30 protein-coding genes are annotated in these 16,086 nt (G+C 38.1%); 24 read left to right on the top strand and 6 right to left on the bottom strand.

Going from position 1 to position 16,086, the window contains the following annotated elements:
- Positions 1–169: 169 nt before the first annotated feature.
- The 8 genes from CZ490_RS14570 to CZ490_RS14535 all read left to right on the top strand — a co-directional run bounded on the left by CZ490_RS14570 (position 170) and on the right by CZ490_RS14535 (position 3,948).
- On the top strand, positions 170–535 hold the full coding sequence (locus CZ490_RS14570; protein ID WP_077619565.1) for a hypothetical protein: 366 nt from the start codon (positions 170–172) through the stop codon (positions 533–535).
- A 147-nt stretch (positions 536–682) separates the two neighbouring features.
- Positions 683–1,099 carry a hypothetical protein gene (locus CZ490_RS14565; protein WP_077619564.1) on the top strand — a complete coding sequence of 139 codons (417 nt, stop codon included), beginning with the start codon at positions 683–685 and terminating at the stop codon, positions 1,097–1,099.
- A gap of 160 nt (positions 1,100–1,259) precedes the next feature.
- Entirely contained in the window at positions 1,260–1,757 is a 498-nt protein-coding gene (locus CZ490_RS14560) for an NUDIX hydrolase (protein WP_077619563.1), read from the top strand.
- Between the two features lie 29 nt (positions 1,758–1,786).
- On the top strand, positions 1,787–2,344 hold the full coding sequence (locus CZ490_RS14555; RefSeq protein ID WP_077619562.1) for a histidine phosphatase family protein: 558 nt from the start codon (positions 1,787–1,789) through the stop codon (positions 2,342–2,344).
- 10 nt (positions 2,345–2,354) lie between these two features.
- Positions 2,355–2,630 (top strand): glycerophosphodiester phosphodiesterase family protein, encoded by a 276-nt coding sequence (locus CZ490_RS14550; RefSeq protein ID WP_077619561.1) that lies wholly within the window; start codon positions 2,355–2,357, stop codon positions 2,628–2,630.
- A gap of 74 nt (positions 2,631–2,704) precedes the next feature.
- Entirely contained in the window at positions 2,705–3,115 is a 411-nt protein-coding gene (locus CZ490_RS14545) for a GNAT family N-acetyltransferase (protein ID WP_077619560.1), read from the top strand.
- A 21-nt stretch (positions 3,116–3,136) separates the two neighbouring features.
- A complete protein-coding gene (locus CZ490_RS14540; protein WP_077619559.1) occupies positions 3,137–3,667 on the top strand; it encodes a histidine phosphatase family protein in 531 nt (176 codons plus the stop codon).
- 59 nt (positions 3,668–3,726) lie between these two features.
- Positions 3,727–3,948, top strand: coding sequence for a hypothetical protein (locus tag CZ490_RS14535; protein WP_077619558.1), 222 nt, complete (start codon positions 3,727–3,729; stop codon positions 3,946–3,948).
- Between the two features lie 147 nt (positions 3,949–4,095).
- On the opposite strand, the gene CZ490_RS14530 is transcribed toward CZ490_RS14535, so the two are convergent.
- Positions 4,096–4,413: an S-Ena type endospore appendage gene (locus CZ490_RS14530; protein WP_077619557.1), complete on the bottom strand. Its 318-nt coding sequence runs from the start codon at positions 4,411–4,413 to the stop codon at positions 4,096–4,098.
- 271 nt (positions 4,414–4,684) lie between these two features.
- Between CZ490_RS14530 and CZ490_RS14525 the strand changes: the two genes are divergently transcribed.
- The 6 genes from CZ490_RS14525 (at position 4,685) to CZ490_RS14500 (ending at position 7,406) form a co-directional block, all read left to right on the top strand.
- Positions 4,685–5,050: an S-Ena type endospore appendage gene (locus tag CZ490_RS14525; protein ID WP_142255384.1), complete on the top strand. Its 366-nt coding sequence runs from the start codon at positions 4,685–4,687 to the stop codon at positions 5,048–5,050.
- Between the two features lie 135 nt (positions 5,051–5,185).
- Entirely contained in the window at positions 5,186–5,626 is a 441-nt protein-coding gene (locus CZ490_RS14520) for a hypothetical protein (protein ID WP_077619555.1), read from the top strand.
- A 22-nt stretch (positions 5,627–5,648) separates the two neighbouring features.
- A complete protein-coding gene (locus CZ490_RS14515; RefSeq protein ID WP_077619554.1) occupies positions 5,649–6,161 on the top strand; it encodes a hypothetical protein in 513 nt (170 codons plus the stop codon).
- 23 nt (positions 6,162–6,184) lie between these two features.
- Positions 6,185–6,376 (top strand): hypothetical protein, encoded by a 192-nt coding sequence (locus CZ490_RS14510; RefSeq protein WP_077619553.1) that lies wholly within the window; start codon positions 6,185–6,187, stop codon positions 6,374–6,376.
- Between the two features lie 24 nt (positions 6,377–6,400).
- Positions 6,401–6,580, top strand: coding sequence for a PspC domain-containing protein (locus CZ490_RS14505; RefSeq protein ID WP_077619552.1), 180 nt, complete (start codon positions 6,401–6,403; stop codon positions 6,578–6,580).
- Positions 6,581–6,614: 34 nt separating this feature from the next.
- Positions 6,615–7,406 (top strand): MBL fold metallo-hydrolase, encoded by a 792-nt coding sequence (locus tag CZ490_RS14500; protein WP_142255383.1) that lies wholly within the window; start codon positions 6,615–6,617, stop codon positions 7,404–7,406.
- Here the strand turns inward: CZ490_RS14500 and CZ490_RS14495 are convergent.
- Complete coding sequence (locus CZ490_RS14495) at positions 7,403–7,843, bottom strand: SRPBCC family protein (protein ID WP_077619551.1); 441 nt, start codon at positions 7,841–7,843, stop codon at positions 7,403–7,405. The two genes, CZ490_RS14500 and CZ490_RS14495, sit on opposite strands and share 4 nt — an antisense overlap.
- A gap of 57 nt (positions 7,844–7,900) precedes the next feature.
- On the opposite strand from CZ490_RS14495, the gene CZ490_RS14490 reads away from it, so the two are divergent.
- Complete coding sequence (locus tag CZ490_RS14490; protein WP_077619550.1) at positions 7,901–8,401, top strand: DNA-deoxyinosine glycosylase; 501 nt, start codon at positions 7,901–7,903, stop codon at positions 8,399–8,401.
- Here CZ490_RS14490 and CZ490_RS14485 read toward each other — a convergent pair.
- Positions 8,396–8,872, bottom strand: coding sequence for a glutathione peroxidase (locus CZ490_RS14485; RefSeq protein WP_077619549.1), 477 nt, complete (start codon positions 8,870–8,872; stop codon positions 8,396–8,398). The genes CZ490_RS14490 and CZ490_RS14485 overlap by 6 nt on opposite strands.
- 136 nt (positions 8,873–9,008) lie before the next feature.
- Here CZ490_RS14485 and CZ490_RS14480 point away from each other — a divergent pair, with 136 nt between their 5' ends.
- The gene (locus CZ490_RS14480; RefSeq protein WP_077619548.1) at positions 9,009–10,232 is read left to right on the top strand and encodes an MFS transporter; all 1,224 of its coding nucleotides are present in this window, start codon (positions 9,009–9,011) and stop codon (positions 10,230–10,232) included.
- Between the two features lie 115 nt (positions 10,233–10,347).
- Here the strand turns inward: CZ490_RS14480 and CZ490_RS14475 are convergent, their stop codons facing one another.
- Entirely contained in the window at positions 10,348–10,701 is a 354-nt protein-coding gene (locus CZ490_RS14475; RefSeq protein WP_077619547.1) for a DUF3221 domain-containing protein, read from the bottom strand.
- 117 nt (positions 10,702–10,818) lie between these two features.
- On the opposite strand from CZ490_RS14475, the gene CZ490_RS14470 reads away from it, so the two are divergent.
- Positions 10,819–11,379 (top strand): DEAD/DEAH box helicase family protein, encoded by a 561-nt coding sequence (locus CZ490_RS14470; protein WP_077619546.1) that lies wholly within the window; start codon positions 10,819–10,821, stop codon positions 11,377–11,379.
- A 28-nt stretch (positions 11,380–11,407) separates the two neighbouring features.
- On the opposite strand, the gene CZ490_RS14465 is transcribed toward CZ490_RS14470, so the two are convergent.
- Entirely contained in the window at positions 11,408–12,004 is a 597-nt protein-coding gene (locus CZ490_RS14465) for a lysophospholipid acyltransferase family protein (RefSeq protein ID WP_077619545.1), read from the bottom strand.
- A gap of 78 nt (positions 12,005–12,082) precedes the next feature.
- Between CZ490_RS14465 and CZ490_RS14460 the strand changes: the two genes are divergently transcribed.
- A complete protein-coding gene (locus tag CZ490_RS14460; RefSeq protein WP_077619544.1) occupies positions 12,083–12,583 on the top strand; it encodes a P-loop NTPase family protein in 501 nt (166 codons plus the stop codon).
- 27 nt (positions 12,584–12,610) lie between these two features.
- Positions 12,611–13,057, top strand: a complete 447-nt coding sequence (locus CZ490_RS14455; RefSeq protein WP_077619543.1) for an ASCH domain-containing protein — start codon at positions 12,611–12,613, stop codon at positions 13,055–13,057.
- Between the two features lie 51 nt (positions 13,058–13,108).
- Here the strand turns inward: CZ490_RS14455 and CZ490_RS14450 are convergent, their stop codons facing one another.
- Positions 13,109–13,333: a hypothetical protein gene (locus tag CZ490_RS14450; RefSeq protein WP_077619542.1), complete on the bottom strand. Its 225-nt coding sequence runs from the start codon at positions 13,331–13,333 to the stop codon at positions 13,109–13,111.
- Positions 13,334–13,481: 148 nt separating this feature from the next.
- Between CZ490_RS14450 and CZ490_RS14445 the strand changes: the two genes are divergently transcribed.
- The 5 genes from CZ490_RS14445 to CZ490_RS14425 all read left to right on the top strand — a co-directional run bounded on the left by CZ490_RS14445 (position 13,482) and on the right by CZ490_RS14425 (position 16,006).
- On the top strand, positions 13,482–13,955 hold the full coding sequence (locus tag CZ490_RS14445; protein WP_077619541.1) for a hypothetical protein: 474 nt from the start codon (positions 13,482–13,484) through the stop codon (positions 13,953–13,955).
- A gap of 31 nt (positions 13,956–13,986) precedes the next feature.
- On the top strand, positions 13,987–14,466 hold the full coding sequence (locus CZ490_RS14440; RefSeq protein WP_077619540.1) for an SRPBCC family protein: 480 nt from the start codon (positions 13,987–13,989) through the stop codon (positions 14,464–14,466).
- Positions 14,467–14,594: 128 nt separating this feature from the next.
- Positions 14,595–15,002, top strand: a complete 408-nt coding sequence (locus CZ490_RS14435) for a VOC family protein (protein ID WP_077619539.1) — start codon at positions 14,595–14,597, stop codon at positions 15,000–15,002.
- A gap of 4 nt (positions 15,003–15,006) precedes the next feature.
- Positions 15,007–15,549, top strand: coding sequence for a cysteine hydrolase family protein (locus CZ490_RS14430; RefSeq protein WP_077619538.1), 543 nt, complete (start codon positions 15,007–15,009; stop codon positions 15,547–15,549).
- Positions 15,533–16,006 (top strand): tetratricopeptide repeat protein, encoded by a 474-nt coding sequence (locus tag CZ490_RS14425; protein WP_200801592.1) that lies wholly within the window; start codon positions 15,533–15,535, stop codon positions 16,004–16,006. Before CZ490_RS14430 ends, CZ490_RS14425 begins: the two co-directional genes overlap by 17 nt.
- Positions 16,007–16,086 lie beyond the last annotated feature (80 nt).

Genomic DNA, 16,086 nt, shown 5'->3' with positions numbered 1-16,086 from the left:
CTAATTAATGAACAAATTAGTACGATTCAACTTTACGTATCCTTGGAAAGGATTTTAAGGAGGATACAGCGAATGTTTTAACTATGGAACTACAATTCTTGCTGGTAAAATAGATACATTTGAAAAAGTTCTCCTATTTCAAGTCATGTCGCAGAGGGGAGATGGAGAAATGAGATACGAAATGCGGATTGCAACAATGTTGGCTGACGCAATTGATGGCTTTGTTCAACTTGTTCAGGAAAACTATGAAAATAGACATAAAAGTTATGTGGAAAACCCAGATAAATTGTATCAAGTCAACCTACTAATTGACGAGTTTAAGTTTCAACTTAATTCATCTGAACTTCGGAGAATTAATACATTCTCTTGGAATGCAGATTACTCCATTCTTTTAGTGAATGATGTTAGTAAGGGCTTGGAGGTAATTGAGGAATACGTCAAACGAAACTATGATGACCTCTTTATCTTAACGGGTAGACTACACACATTGAGGAGTCTTTGCTCTACATTAATAGCTTTGAAGGATGGGAATTAAGCAAAAATTTGATAGAGCAAAATGGTTAAAATGATTACCAAGTGGTTTTACACTATGAAGCCCTTTATTAAATAGTTCTGACCGGATTTCTAATTTTAAATTGGAGTAACTCATGATACAATTTAAAGAAGAAAAGGGGAGTGCGGGATGGAAGAACTATTAAGACAAATTATTAATGGACAAGATGAATTGAAAAATGAAATCTTGGCAGTAAAAGTGGACTTAAAAGATGAAATCTCGGCAGTGAGAGTGGACTTAAAAGATGAAATCTCGGTAGTGAGAGTGGACTTAAAAGATGAAATCTCGGTAGTGAAAGTGGACTTAAAAGATGAAATCTCGGCAGTGAGAATAGACTTAAAAGATGAAATTTCAGCAGTAAAAACGGAACTGAAAAGCGAAATACTAGAAATAAAAGCAGCTGTTCATCGGATTGAACTTAGTCAACCTCAAGATATTGTTGCCATGTTAGAGCGAATGAATAAAAATCTCGAAAACAAAGCAGAAGTCTTAAACAAACGGGTTTTCAATGTGGAGACAGAATTAGAACGATTAAAACAACAATGAAATCCCCCTGTAACTCCCAACGATAAATAAGAACAAATTCAATCACTGTGGCCTTCAATTGAGGGTACGGTGATTTTTATTTTTGACTGGAATGAATAAAAGGATTCACAAGCGATTCTGTTGAAGTACTAAGTAGAAGATATAAAGCGGAGGAATTCAAATGTATTCATATACAATCTGTTTCATCAAGCAAGGTAACAAACTATTATTACTTAATCGGGAATCCCCCGAGTGGATGGGAATCTGGAATGGTGTAGGGGGAAAGTTGGAGGAAGGAGAAACTCCTTTTGAAAGTATTCTACGTGAGATTAAGGAAGAAACGGGTATCAAGATCACACCCCAAAATGTGAAACAAAAAGGTACGATTACTTGGACAGATCCAGCACATACATATGTGGATGGAATGTATGTATATGTGGCAGAGCTATCAGATTCGTATCACTATCATACACCACTTAAAACCGACGAAGGAATTCTGGACTGGAAGGAATTATCTTGGATATTCCACCCGAAAAATGCTGGGTTAGCCAATTTAAACTACTATTTAGAGGAAGTCTTACAAGATGAAGCAAACTATGAACATCGTTTTGTATACGATGGAGAAGAAGTAGTAGAGTTTACTAGAATTCCACTGGTTGATGCAGTAGTAAAGAAGTGAAAATATCTTAGAGATGGGAGTAGCTCAATTTGCGAACCAATCTGTATTTTGTCCGTCACGCACATTCAGAATACACACCTGAAGAATATACAAGGCCACTATCACAAAAAGGTCTTGCTGATGCAGAGGAAGTTACAAAAATATTAACTGAAAACAAGATAGATGTGGTTGTCTCGAGCCCATATAAAAGGGCAGTTCAAACAGTTGAAGGTACCGCACTCAACATTGCTAAGAAAATACTGATTGAGGATGATTTTAAAGAACGCAAACTCTCGGAGGGGTCAGTTGAGAATTTTAGTTTAGCTATACGTAGAGTTTGGGAGAATGAAAACGTTGCTTTGGAAGGTGGAGAGTCTAATCTCGCCGCACAAAAAAGAGGAGTTGCGGCTACTTTAAAATTGTTACAAGACTACGAAGGGAAAAATGTCGTAATAGGAACTCATGGGAATTTGATGGTGTTGATTTTGAATTACTTTGATAAGAAGTATGACTTTGCCTTTTGGGAAAATCTCGATATGCCAGATATATATCGACTCACTTTTGAAAGGAACAAATTAGTAGAAGTTAAACAGGTCTGGAAAAGGTAGAAGAGACACAATGTATAAGAAGGAATTTGTGGACTGGAATTACCAATTTAATTTCAATAAGGCAATGTCATCAAGTTATTCCATAATCGGAATTGAATCAAGTGATGTAACACCACACAAAGTCCAGAAGTTACACGAAAAGGGAAAAAAAGTCCATGTTTATTTTACAAACAACAAAACGCAAAAAATCGAACAAAAGAGAATTAAAGAGTACCAAGTAGATGGATACTTTACAGATTACGTACAGTTTACACAGGCATTATTACAGGAACATGGGGAAAGGTAACCTGTTTTTAGACCAAAACTATATAGAACGATATGATGGACATATTAGAGATTATTCAAGACGAAGGAGGACCTATGAAAACGACTATTGCAAAAATTGATAAGGAAATGGCTTGGGAAATCAGACATAAAGTAATGTGGCCTGATAGGAACTTTGACTATATAAAACTAGAAGACGATGATGCTGGATTTCATTATGGACTTTTTAAGGGAGACCTATTAGTTTCTGTGGTTTCCCTGTTTATTAATCAAAGGGGAGCACAGTTTCGGAAGTTCGCCACTCTTCAGCAGGAACAGGGGATGGGTCATGGCAGCACATTATTATCCTATGTCATGAAGGAAGCTGAGAGTCTGGGCGCAGAAAGAGTATGGTGTAACGCTAGAAAGAACAAGGTGGATTTCTATAAAAAATTTGGCTTACAAGAAACGGATATATTTTTTACAAAAGGTGGTAAATCCTACGTTATAATGGAGAAAAGGATATAAGTAGGTACAAGGGGGAGAGCCATGAAAAAAATATATCTTGTTAGGCATTGCACGGCCGAGGGTCAGGAAGCGGGTGCAGCTCTAACAGAAGTAGGTCATCAACAAGCTGTTGATTTAGCTGCTTTTTTCGAAAGTAGGAAAATTGATCGAGTCATTTCAAGCCCATTTAAGCGGGCTATTCAAACAATCGAACCACTTACTACTAGATTAAATATCGAGATTGAAACGAGTAGCAAGCTAGCTGAACGTGTTTTGAGTACACAAAACATGCCAGATTGGTTTGAAAGATTAAGAGTCACGTATGAGGATTTTGAACTCAAGTATGAAGGTGGGGAATCGAGTCGAGAGGCAACAAACCGTATTGTTGAGGTAGTTGATGGTGTTTTAAAAGCAGATGCAGAAAATACAATCATCGTCACTCATGGAGGTTTACTGTCACTGCTCTTACATCATTATGATAACAACTTTGGCTTTGAGCAATGGGCCAAATTGACCAACCCAGATGTATACCTTTTAACGTCAGGTAAGTTGGAGCGTATCTGGGAGACATAATACGCTTACGTCATTAATCATATACATGAGAATAATGCTTACGAAAGGAGAACCCTCCCATGAAAACAATTGGAATCTCACTTTTAGCCACAATTGTCCTATTTTTTAGTAGTGTATTTATCGTAGCTCCAATTATGTCTAATATCGGCTACTCTTCGGTTGAATCATCCTATCATCTTCAAACTCACGCATTACTAGTAACGTTGATATTTACGATTATCCTCTGTACAATTTTTGGAGCAAGGTATATCGTTGACGAAATAAAAAAAGAAAACGAGTAATCCAGTTACAAAAGCGTCGGTACAATGGATTATATGTATGAGCAGGAAGTACATTTTACACGTACTTCCTACTTAACAAAAACTGAAGGCAACTTTTTCATAGGGAATTCCGTACAAGTTACCTTTGAAAGAGGTGCGGGGGATTTTTTAAACAAAGAAACGCTTATAAAGGGTAATGCAATACTTTCCTGTGTCACCTTCAACTAATGTAACGATGAAGTTAGCGGGGTTATTTACTGAGACTGAGACTGTGTTTCCCGGTGGCACTGTATAGACAACGCCATTAACAGAAAAAATAAAAGATGTTGGACCAGTGTTTGTCACAGTAAAGGTACCTTGAAAATAATCGCTTGGTGAAGGGGCAGTCCATACTACCTGATCAATTGGACCATCAAGTACACCGCATATTTCCTCTGTTAACACCTTAGACTCAGGGCAGCAAAATGATTTGTTGCTTCCGCTCATATCCTATCAACTCCTTTTAAAAAATTGCTACAGTACCATAGAATGCAATTCTTCTACTTCCCGAACCATACAGATGCGGATTTTACTAGAGAATGGACAATCGCACTGTAAGGGGTGTTAACGTGGCGCAATGCCAGTGTTTAAAGGAATTAGGGCGAATCTACTATATAAATCTCCCAATTTGGTCTATTTCCTTAAGGTATTCGTCCAAGCCAGTAAACTTTCAGATACATATGATAAAGAAATTGTGTTTGGAAGAGGTGTAAGAAAATTGTCAAAGAAAAAGAAGTGTAAAAACAAGGAAGTTGAGGTCATTAAACACGAAGAAGAAACTGGAACTGTCTGTGGAAACCTCCAGTTAAATAACCAAGTCAGAAGTCTAGATATTTGGGAGGGGTACCATGAGAAGGATGCAACCGTGTTCGTATCAGTCTACAACAGTCCTACGAGCACGGGCTCTATAAGAGTGGAGGCGTTTAGACAAGATGGTTCCTCTCTGTTTTTCAATGTTCCTCCTGGAAATACGGGTTCAGGTACGGTGGATCATGCAGAACGAATTAATGTTTCAAGAACGAATCAAGGCTCTATCGATGGGAGATATAGTCTAGACATTAATTTACATTCTTCTAGGGAGTAGTTAAATACAAGTAAGCGTTGATTTCTGACAAATCAACGCTTATATTTGTGGAAAGGTAAATAAAACTGAAACTTCTGTCAACATCTCGCGTACATATTAAGAAGTGGGCAAATACATGAGGAAGTGGAGAAAAATATGAAAAAAATAGTCTGTTTAACGATGGTATGTTTATTGCTATCTTCAGCAACCGTATCTGCTTTAAGCTGGGCATATGCATTTGTTGTTCACGACGGAAAAGTATATGAAGTGAAAGAAGATATGACTATTAATCAAACAGAGCTCGGTAAGATGATTGGAAAAGTGAAAACCAAGGCAGATGAGTATACGGGCGATTACTATGGTAATGCTTCTAACTACTATGATATTGGCACGCGCTATTATGAGATAACGGGTATTTCAACTGATGAAGCAATTGCAGTGGAGGTCGAAAAAGACCACTATGCAAAAGCAGTCTATGCACATGATTCTCCCTTTCATCTCATGGACGTTCTAACAAACTTTTATTTTTTAGGCATCGCTGGGATAGCTGTGATTGTCTTGGTAGGGGTCACTGTGTTACGCTCGAAGCAAAGGTGATCTTTACCAGGGGGGAATAATCTTGACACTTATCGAAAAAATAAACCATGTATTACCTAGAAAACTACTAACAGCATCCATTACTGGTGCGCTTTTTGCAGTCTTACTAGGTATCGTTGTTCCGAGCCCATTTGGTGATGATATTCATTCAATTAAAGACTATTTTTGGAGTTTTACAACGTCTGTGCCACTCTATCTGATATATAGTTTTCCAGTCATTTTCATATACGGAACGTTAACATCTATCCTAAGTGACTTCCTAGCTGGACAGATAGCGAAAAATAAACGTAAACGTATAGAGCCATACCTATCCGTCCTTTTTCATCTACTATTTGGTTTAGTGCTCCAATGGGTAAGTCTGATGGCTGCCATGCTCTTTTTTTTAGTAGGACGCATGTTATTGAAAAGGGAACGATTCAAGTGGAGCCATGTCCTCAAAGGACTAGCCATACCAATTCTAATTTGGGTCTTATTTATGGGAATCATCTGGATCACCGATTTCTTTAGAGAAGGAGCAGACTACATTGTTTACTAAATAAGTAATTGATGGAGGTAAGAATGAATCCTTTTATTGTCCTTTTTCTTATTGGATTAGCTGTTGCTGCTGACTATTTCTGGTTTGATGTTGACAAGAAAAGATGGGGTTGGATGAAAAATTGGTCAACTTTCACTAAAGGGTTATTCGTTTCAGGTTTTGTCATTGTCTCGATCTTGATTTACATAGGATTAAGTATGACATTTTTCAACTGATGTGTGTTTAGAGGGGGATGTAAAATGAAACTAAGAAAATCATCAACGGATAAATCAATTGTAGGTGTTTGCGGAGGAATCGCGGAATTTCTCGGTATATCTTCGTTTGCGGTGAGACTTATTTTTATTCTATTACCTGCGAATGTGCTTATCTATATTATTCTCGCAAACACGATGTCTGATAGTCCCCAATCTCTATATTAATAAAAAGTGTTAAGGCAGGGAGAGTGAAAACAAGTTGTTTGAGGTATATGAAAGAGAGAATGTGACCTGTGTAGAAATAGAGGTTCCGAATATGCCAGATCTGTATCTGTTTGTTACGGATGGAATGCTAGTGGATACAGGAGCTAAAAGCTTTGAAACGAAAATTATCCCCTTTTTACAAGAGGCGTCGTTTGACAAAGTAGCTTTAACACATAGTCATGAAGACCATACGGGTACAGCACCATGGATTCAACGGAACCTACATATTCCAATCTATATCTCGCCACTAGGGATTGAGGTATGTTCACTAACAGCACCTTATCCAAAATATCGTCAGGCTGTTTGGGGAAATCGAGAGGGATTTCATCCCCTTCCAATCGGAGATACCATTCAATCTAGAAATATAGAATGGAACGTTTTTCAGACACCAGGCCATGCAGATGACCATATTGTACTTTTGGATGAAGAAACAGGAACACTGTTTTCAGGTGATTTATATGTCTCGCCAAAAACAAAAGTGATCATGCGAGACGAATCCATTCCCCAACTTATTAATTCCATTCGCATGGTTCTTACCCATGATTTCGGTTCGATGTTTTGCTGTCATGCGGGATACATACAAGATGGAAAACGGAAGATGCAACGCAAATTAGACTATCTTGAAAATCTCTCTGGTGAAGTGAAAAATCTCTATGAAAATGGTCTCTCCATAGAAGAAATTGATCAAAAGCTATTCCGGAAAAAATATCCGATTACGTTTGTTTCTGATGGTGAATGGGATTCATTGCATATCATAACGTCTGTAATCGACCAGAGTAAGAGCTAAGGTTTAACCTTAGCTTCACAGAATTCTTTTAAACTGGAAAGCACAAATTCACCGGTTTGTTTTGTTGAGCTCTTAAAAAGCTTATCAATTACGTTCATAATAGGTCGATGATACGTTGTTTCAAACACTTGCTCAACGATGGTTGATTCGCCCTGTTGCTGCAAATAATAGGAAAAAGTCATGATGTAGGTTTGGGATTCTAGTTCGAACGTGAAAAGAGTAGGCTTGGAAACCTCTTTATTTCTACCTATTAATGTTACATGTTCTTTTTCTTCCTTAGCCATCAACTGAAAACTTGCATGGGGCTGACCTTCATCTGCAAGGTTTGAATAGCGAATAGAGGTGACATTTGGGAACCACTTTTCGCGCATGCTAGCCTTTGAAAGACACTCATAAACATCTGTAATAGGTGCCTCAATAACGATAGATAGTTTCATTGTATTTTGTACCTCGAATGGTTTATTACCTTTAACATAACAGAAAGAGTGAGCAATGTGGAGAAAATTTTCGGCTTAGCACCAGTGGCTAACTTGGACGCAAGAGTCCTCATACTTGGCTCAATGCCTAGCGAGCAGTCTCTTCAGAAACAGGAGTACTATGGGAACAAACGCAATCACTTTTGGCCAATTATGTTCCAACTCTTTGACAGTCCTGAACTAATAGCATACGACGATAAAATTGCCTTTTTAAAAGAAAAAAGGGTCGCACTTTGGGACGTACTGTATAGTTGCCACCGCGAAGGTAGCCTAGATGCTAATATTAGAAATGAAGAGCCAAACGAGATTGAGAATTTTGTAAAAACACATCGTGGTCTTCGCTTAATTATTTGTAACGGTACAAAAGCCTATAAAAGTTATCAAAAATACATTGGGCTTGATCGATTTCCGGAGATTGAGGTAGTCAGACTGCCCTCCACGAGCCCCGTTCCCGGTAAATATAATAAAACTCTTGAAGGCAAGCTCCAAGAGTGGGAAATGATTAAAACCTATTTATAAAACTTTTTTGAGGTCTTCCTCAATTTTTGCAGGCTCGGTTTGTGGGGCATAACGTCCTACAACCTGCCCGTTTCTGTCGATTAAAAACTTCGTAAAATTCCATTTGATTGCCTTTGATAACATACCTTTTTGCTGGTCTTTTAGGTAGTTAAATAGGGGATCAGCGTTATCACCATTTACCTCAACTTTTGCAAACATTGGGAAGCTTACACCGTAATTAACCTGACAGAATGAAGTCGTCTCATCCACATTTTCAAATTCCTGGTTTCCGAACTGAGCGGACGGGAACCCAAGAACAACTAAACCATCATTTTGATATTTATCATAAAGCTCTTGCAAGCCTTTAAACTGAGGTGTAAATCCACATTTACTTGCCGTATTGACAATAATAAGTGGTTTTCCTTCGTATTCCTTTAATGACTTATTCTCACCATTCGGCATTTTCACTTCAAAATCATACACACTTGGCATTTTCCACACTCCTTAATGGACGAATACCTTAATCGTAAATGATGTTAATTTAAGATACAAGTTTGGACTTCTTTTCATGCCCTTTTTCATGTAGTATTCATTAAAGAGGGAATATTTCAAAAAAAGAGGTAGCCAAATGGAGCAACTAATTAAGAAGTGGAAATCCCCTGCATTGCTGTTAACTGGGCTGGGATTATCCTCATTGGGAGAATTTATTTATCTAGTAGCTATTAATCTACTTGTATTAAAAATGACCGGTTCGGCTGCAGCCGTTGCTGCTCTATGGGTTATCGGACCCGTCACGTCGATCCTTGTAAATGGGTGGTCTGGGAGCATCATTGATCGCTCAAATAAAAAGAGAATCATGATTATCACCGATATCGTTCGGGCTATTGCGGTTGCTATCATCCCACTACTTCCAAGTATTTGGATGATTTATACAGTTTTAATTGTCATTAGTGTTGCTAAATCCTTTTTTACACCCACATCAACTACATATATAACAGCCTTCATTCCACAGGAACAGCGGAAGACGTTTAATTCAATCAGAAGCTTGGTCTCCTCTGGGGCGTTTATTACTGGCCCAGCTATTGCTGGAATGCTTTTTATAATAGGTAGTCTGGAAATAGCGATCTACAGTAACGCAATTTTGTTAGGCATTTCAGCAATCCTCATCGCATTTTTGCCGAATATCGATATCCGAAATCAAGCAAAAGAGAAGTTCCAAATAAAAAGTTTACTCGAGGATTGGCGAGTGGTCATCCGTTATGGAAAAAAGGCAACGTATGTAATGACGATATATTCTAGCTTTATCGTATTTGATATTTTTACAATGGCTATGGATTCTCAGGAGGTTGTCTTTACGCAGAGGGTGATTGGTCTAACGGAGGTTGAGTATAGTTTGCTAATGAGTGTGACCGGAATTGGCTATGCCGCCGGGGGGATACTCGTCATTTTTATTACAAGGTTTCTATCTATTCGCGCATTAATTGGAACGGGACTTTTTATGCTCGCGACAGGTTATTTAATTTACTCTCTGTCAACTTCCTTTGCGATGGCAGCTACTGGTTTTATTATTTTAGGTTTCTTCTTTGCCTTTTCAAACACAGGCTTTAACACCTTTTATCAAAACAATGTGCCTGTGGAAATCATGGGGCGTGTCACAAGTATTGTTAGTATGCTACAAAGTGCGGTTTCAGTCATCTTCCTATTAGTTATTGGTTTCATAGGCGACCTACTACCATTGAGATACACGATTATCACACTATCTGCAATAAGTGTCGTGCTTGCTGTTTTTGTAATCATTCTCATCTCCCAGCCAACGAAAAAAGTATATTTTTCGGAGGAAAAGGCGGTCTAATTTAGTCGACTCATGAACTATACAAACTGTTATTACTTTCGCAGAAAGTCGATAATCTAAATTTGCTGTTTTAATACAATACAAAAAAATGCTGTGACCATAAAAAGTCGCAGCATCACTCATCAACAATTTCAATCTTACTTGCCTTCGCCTGAGCAGGTGCAGATTCTGCAATGGCACCAACGATTACATTCACTTTTTGCCCAACTTCAAGTTTTGAAACTATTGAATCATCGACGGAATCCACATTTACATAAATACTCGATAAATAGTACTCATCATAAATTTCCTTCTCTGTTTTTGTCGTTAGCTCATCAGCGGTGATATGTTGATTTACAAGTACCCGATTGCCAAGCTCGAGAATATATGCAGTTATCGTGGTCTGATCGATATCCCCGTTTTGGCTACTGGTGCCACAGCCAGCAAGCATGAAAATAAATAAAAAAGTAAGCAAAACATACCGTTTCATGTTATCACCTCACTTAATTAGGCGAAGGGAATGCTTGAAAAGTTACGTAAATAAAAAATATTCCGTGATTTATTGTAAAAATATGCTAAAATATTCAAAAAGAAACGAGGAGAACTTATGAAATTTGTACATATTTTTGGACCTCAAGCAGTTGGTAAAATGACAGTTGGACAGGAGTTAGCGAAAATTACAGAATTGAAGCTATTCCATAACCATATGACGATTGATTTAGTGAGTCATTTTTTTGACTATAGCACGAAGGAAGGGAAACATTTAGTCAATTTGTTTCGCCGGGAGATCTTCGAGGAAGTATCAAAGAGTGATTTGTATGGCATGATCTTTACGTATGTGTGGTTATTCGATATGGAATCCGATTGGAAATATGTACAAGAGCTTTCTGAGCTTTTTGAATCAAGAGGGGCGACTATTTATTATGTCGAACTTGAGGCGGATTTAGAGGAGAGGCTGCAACGAAACCAAACTCCTAATCGATTGGAACATAAACCTAAAAAGCGCGACATTGAATGGTCTGAAAATGATATAAAACGAACGATGGAAAAGCATCGGTTGAATTCTCTTGAAGGTGAAATTACGTTTGAAAATTATATTAAAATTAACAACACAAACCTAAGTGCTGAAGAAGTAGCTACCATTATTAAAGAGAAATTCGAATTATAAAACCGCTTGTATTTCAAAGCGGTTTACTTTATTTTTTTGCTAGTTCGTCATGTAAAAGTGAGAGTCTTTTTCCGAGTTCATGTGTGAAATGCTCGCGTGCCTGCTTTGCATCCATCTCGGGGTGATAGATATACATAGGTTCACCGAAGATAAGTTTTGCTTTTTTAAACTTCAATAACTCTGTGAACGTATTCGGCCCCAAATAAACAGCCGGTATCACAGGAACTTTGCTTCGCTGGGCAATCGTTATTGCCCCTTGTTTTAAAGCGGTTTGTTCATTTGTACGCGTCCCACTTGGAAAAATACCAACGATTTCGCCTTTTGAAAGCAATCTCGAAGGAATTTTTAACACACTCGGACCTGGGTTATCACGGTCCACGGGAAATGCATTGAGCCTAGATAAAAATCCGCCAATCAATTTAGTCTTGAACAATTCCTTTTTCGCCATATAGTGAATTTGACGTGGTAATAAGGAAACACCCAGCCATAAAATATCGATATAGCCTGTATGGGTACAAGCGACGACATAAGCGCCATCCTTTGGCAACTGACTCTTATTATAAACCTTAATACCGCCTGTAATGGTTAGTATGCCCTTTACGATTGATGCAATAAATGGATACACGTTAATTTACCCCTTTTATAAAGTCTAACAAACTACCAAAATTATAGCATGAGAGGATAAAAATTTGCGAGGTGTTATATGAAGAAAGTCATGGTCATCGGTATATCACCAGGAGTTGGAAAATCAACCTTTGCTCATAAATTGGGAAAGAAAATTGGAATTAATGTCTACCATTTAGACAGTTACTTTTGGAAATCTGGCTGGGTTGAAGCGACATATGAAGAGTTCGCAGCTAGCCATGAAGAAATACTTCAAAACGACAGCTGGATTATTGATGGTAATTACACGAAGACTTTCGAACTACGAGCCAAGCAGGCAGACACAATCATCTATCTCGAACTTCCACGATATCTGTGTCTATATCGGGTTTTTAGACGCTATTTTACCCATATTGGAAAAAAACGCCCAGACCTCGGGTGCACCGAAAGAATGGAATGGGAGTTTATCAAATTTATCTGGACAACATATAAGCCTCGTTTACAAAAAATGCAGGAACGACTTGAACGACTTTCGAAGGAAAAGACAGTGATTATTTTAAGAGGTAAAAGGGAAATTAACGACTTTATCAGCAAATTATAATATAGATTGAAGTAGGAGGTGAGTGCAATGAATAGAGCCGCTAAACAATATTGGGATGAATTTTGGAAAGGAAAAGAGCAACCAGAATCAGTGAATGCATGGCAATTTGGGGCAGACCCAGATTACCTAGCTCAATTAGTAATTGATGGAGTTAAAACAGCAACCTGTTCTGGACATGTTTTTTACGAGATTGAAAATGAACCACTACCAACGGTGGACCACTATAGCATTCTCTTAAATAGTAAAGATGACCCGGTAGCAATCATTAAGAACGTTGAAGTAACCATTCAGCCAATGAACGAGGTTCCTGAGGAATTCGCAATTGCTGAAGGTGAAGGTGATCGGACCTATCAGTATTGGAAAGACGTACATATCAAGTTCTTCACAGAAGAGTTAAAACAAGTAGGCTTAGAGTTTTCAGAGGACATGCTTCTTGTTTGTGAACGCTTCGTGTTGGTAGATGTAAAAAACTAGGTAGACAAAGCCATAAATGACTTTGTCTACCTAGTTCAAAATCAGTTTCGATTATATAATTTTCGTTTCATCCTTTGGGGCCTCAAGCTTCATTTTCTCAAGCTCAACGCGCATTTTTTCTGTTTCAAGCAAATAGTTCTCATGTTTGAGTTTTTCAAGCTCTAATTCTTCTTGTATCATTTTATGTTTATATTTTGATTGAGTTTGAAAATGGCTCGTAATAATGGCAACAAGTGGAATCGAAAATACCATGACAACCGCAACTATACCTGTCATAAATTAACCTCCTTACAAAAATACCCTTTCAACGTATATAATCCATTATACCAATTATACGTTGAAATAAGTCCTTCGGTTTCAAAATATGTAACCTTTTTTTAGAATGTTTCGTCAGTTAGGGTATAGCGGATAAGGGAGGCACAAAGTGAAAAAGTGGATACTTGTACTTTTAGTAGGCATTTCAATTACATTAGCCGGTTGTGGAAATAATTCTAGTAAGCTTACAGGAAGCGAACCACCCGAAACGAATATTCAAGTTGGGGACGAAACATATCAAACCATTCTTGGCACCTATTGCTGGACCACAGGCTCACAAAGTGTATGCGTAGACACTGCTGGAGCTGAGGCCCTATTGGAAGGGAAAAGTCCAATTGTCGTGAAGCCAGGTGAGGAAATCCAAATTGTGATGGAATATGAGCCACTCCCAAATGAGTTCCACCTATTACAAACAATCGACGGGGAGGAAACGGAGGTAGAGGTAGAAGATCACCGTTTTGCAGCGCCAGAGGAAAAAGGTGTATATTACTATGATTACGGGGTCTGGTGGATGGATGAAAAACAGGAAAATGTATCAAATGGGGATGCGTTTTATGCTTTTGCGTTAGAGGTGAGGGAGTAGTATACTAACGTAAAGCAAAAGGAGGATGGGTATGCTCGCAACGATTGAAAAAAGTGAACATAATTTCAAAGCTACATTTGAACGTCATTATAACCACTCTGTTGATGAGGTTTGGGCGATGCTGACAGATAATGATAAATTGTCAACCTGGTTTCAAGAATTAAAAGTAGATGACCTTCGTAAGGGTGGGCGCCTCTTATTTGATATGGGAGATGGCAACTTTGAGGAAATGATTATCACAGATTTCAGCAGCCACTCTGTTTTGGAATACACGTGGGGAGACGACCATGTTCGTTTTGAACTTTCACCTGAAACTGCAGGTTGTAAGCTGCTTTTAAATGAAACTATCACTACTTTAACCGACCATACTCCAAAGGACTTGGCGGGTTGGCATGTTTGTTTGGATGTCATTGGTGTTTTGTTAGATGGCAAAAAAGTAGAGAACCGAGAAGCACTATGGAAACCGTTATATGAAAAATATATACAAGCAATTAAAAGGTTTACCAACTAATGAGCCCTTCCAAATATGGACGAGGCTTTTTTTTGTTGGGAAAATTTTCATGTAATAAAAGGGATATCTGTATAAAACTCGAATAGAGTACATATTGAAATTCTGTTGTATAAAGGAGGCACACACCAATGTCACAGAAATTATTACGTGTTGGAACCACATATCTTCCTGTTATAAACGTAGAGCAATCTGCAGCTTGGTACACAGAAAAACTAGGTGGGCAGCTAAATTATATTGATGAGGACAAGGCCATTATTGAGTTAGCTAATCAAAGCTTTTTTCTAGTCGCATCACAACCAGGTCAAACCGCAAATTTTATTGACGCCAAGGGGAATGAGCGTTTTTCACTAACCTTTGAGGTTGATGGTTTACAAGCTTTAGAGAATGTACATCAAGAATTTATGGAACGGGATATAACGGTTGGAGACATTGAAGATCGTGGTCATGCTGGGTATAACTTTGTCTTTAGTGACCCTGACGGCAATCGGTTTGATGTCTGGAGTGAACTGAGCCCACATTTTAAAAAGAGAGGTTAATACAATGCAAGCGTTACTAGTAATAGATGTGCAAAATGGAATCGTGAATTTCAAAGATTTTAGTGAGGAATTAACCAAAATTCAACACATTATTCAGGATTTTAAAGCGAAAAAACTACCGGTCATCATGGTTCGCCATTTTGACGAAGTGGAGGAAAGTCCTCTTTATCGAGGCTCTGAAGGCTCCGAGTTGCATGAATCAGTTAAAGAGTATGCAGATTATGTTGTTGAAAAAACAACCCCTAGCTCCTTTTTTCAAACGAATCTTGCAGGGCTTTTAGATGAGTTAGGTGTTAAACAGATTTTTATTACGGGATTTAATACAGAATTCTGTTGTATGTTTACCGCTATTTCAGCTTTTGACCGTGGATACGATGTAACGTTTATTGAGGATGCCACCGGAACTACAAACGACGGTGAAACCTATGAGATGGCTAATCTTGATATTAGGGATTTCGTTGGCACGGCTTTGCACTGGTCAGATGTTATTGAGGTGCTAGACTTTGAGGAGTATAAGGAGAGCTATCAATATGGAGCAAGCTCTTGAACTAAGGAAAGAGGGTAAACTTAAGGAATCGAACGAAAGATTATTGAGTTTGGTAAAGGAGTTCCCGGATGACCCTCAAGTAAACTATCAGGTTGCTTGGAGTTTTGATGTGTTGGGATTAGAAGAGAAGGCTATCTCTTTTTATGAAAAGGCCATTAAACTCGGCTTAGATGGTGAAGATTTGGAAGGAGCAATATTGGGGTTAGGCAGCACATATCGCACACTTGGACTATATGAAAAATCTTCGGAAGTCTTAATAAAAGGTGTTCAATTGTTTCCTGAAAACCAGGCTTTAAAGGCTTTTTTTGCGATGACACTTTATAATCTCAATCGACATCAGGAAGCAATGGAACTACTATTAAAGGGCTTAGCCATGTCTTCTAAAGACAAGAATATTCAGCAATACAAACGAGCAATTGAATTCTACGCGGATAAGTTAGACGACGTTTGGAATTAGAATAACCCTACAGTATTTGAACTGCACCAAAATTGTTAGACACAAAACGAACAATTCGAGGTGCAGTTCATAATCGGAGG

The organism is Litchfieldia sinesaloumensis, assembly GCF_900156865.1.
GTDB classification, from domain to species: Bacteria; Bacillota; Bacilli; order Bacillales; family Bacillaceae_L; genus Ferdinandcohnia; species Ferdinandcohnia sinesaloumensis.
The sequence above is the reverse complement of the archived record's forward strand: the minus strand, read 5'-3'. Positions and strand labels throughout refer to the sequence as shown.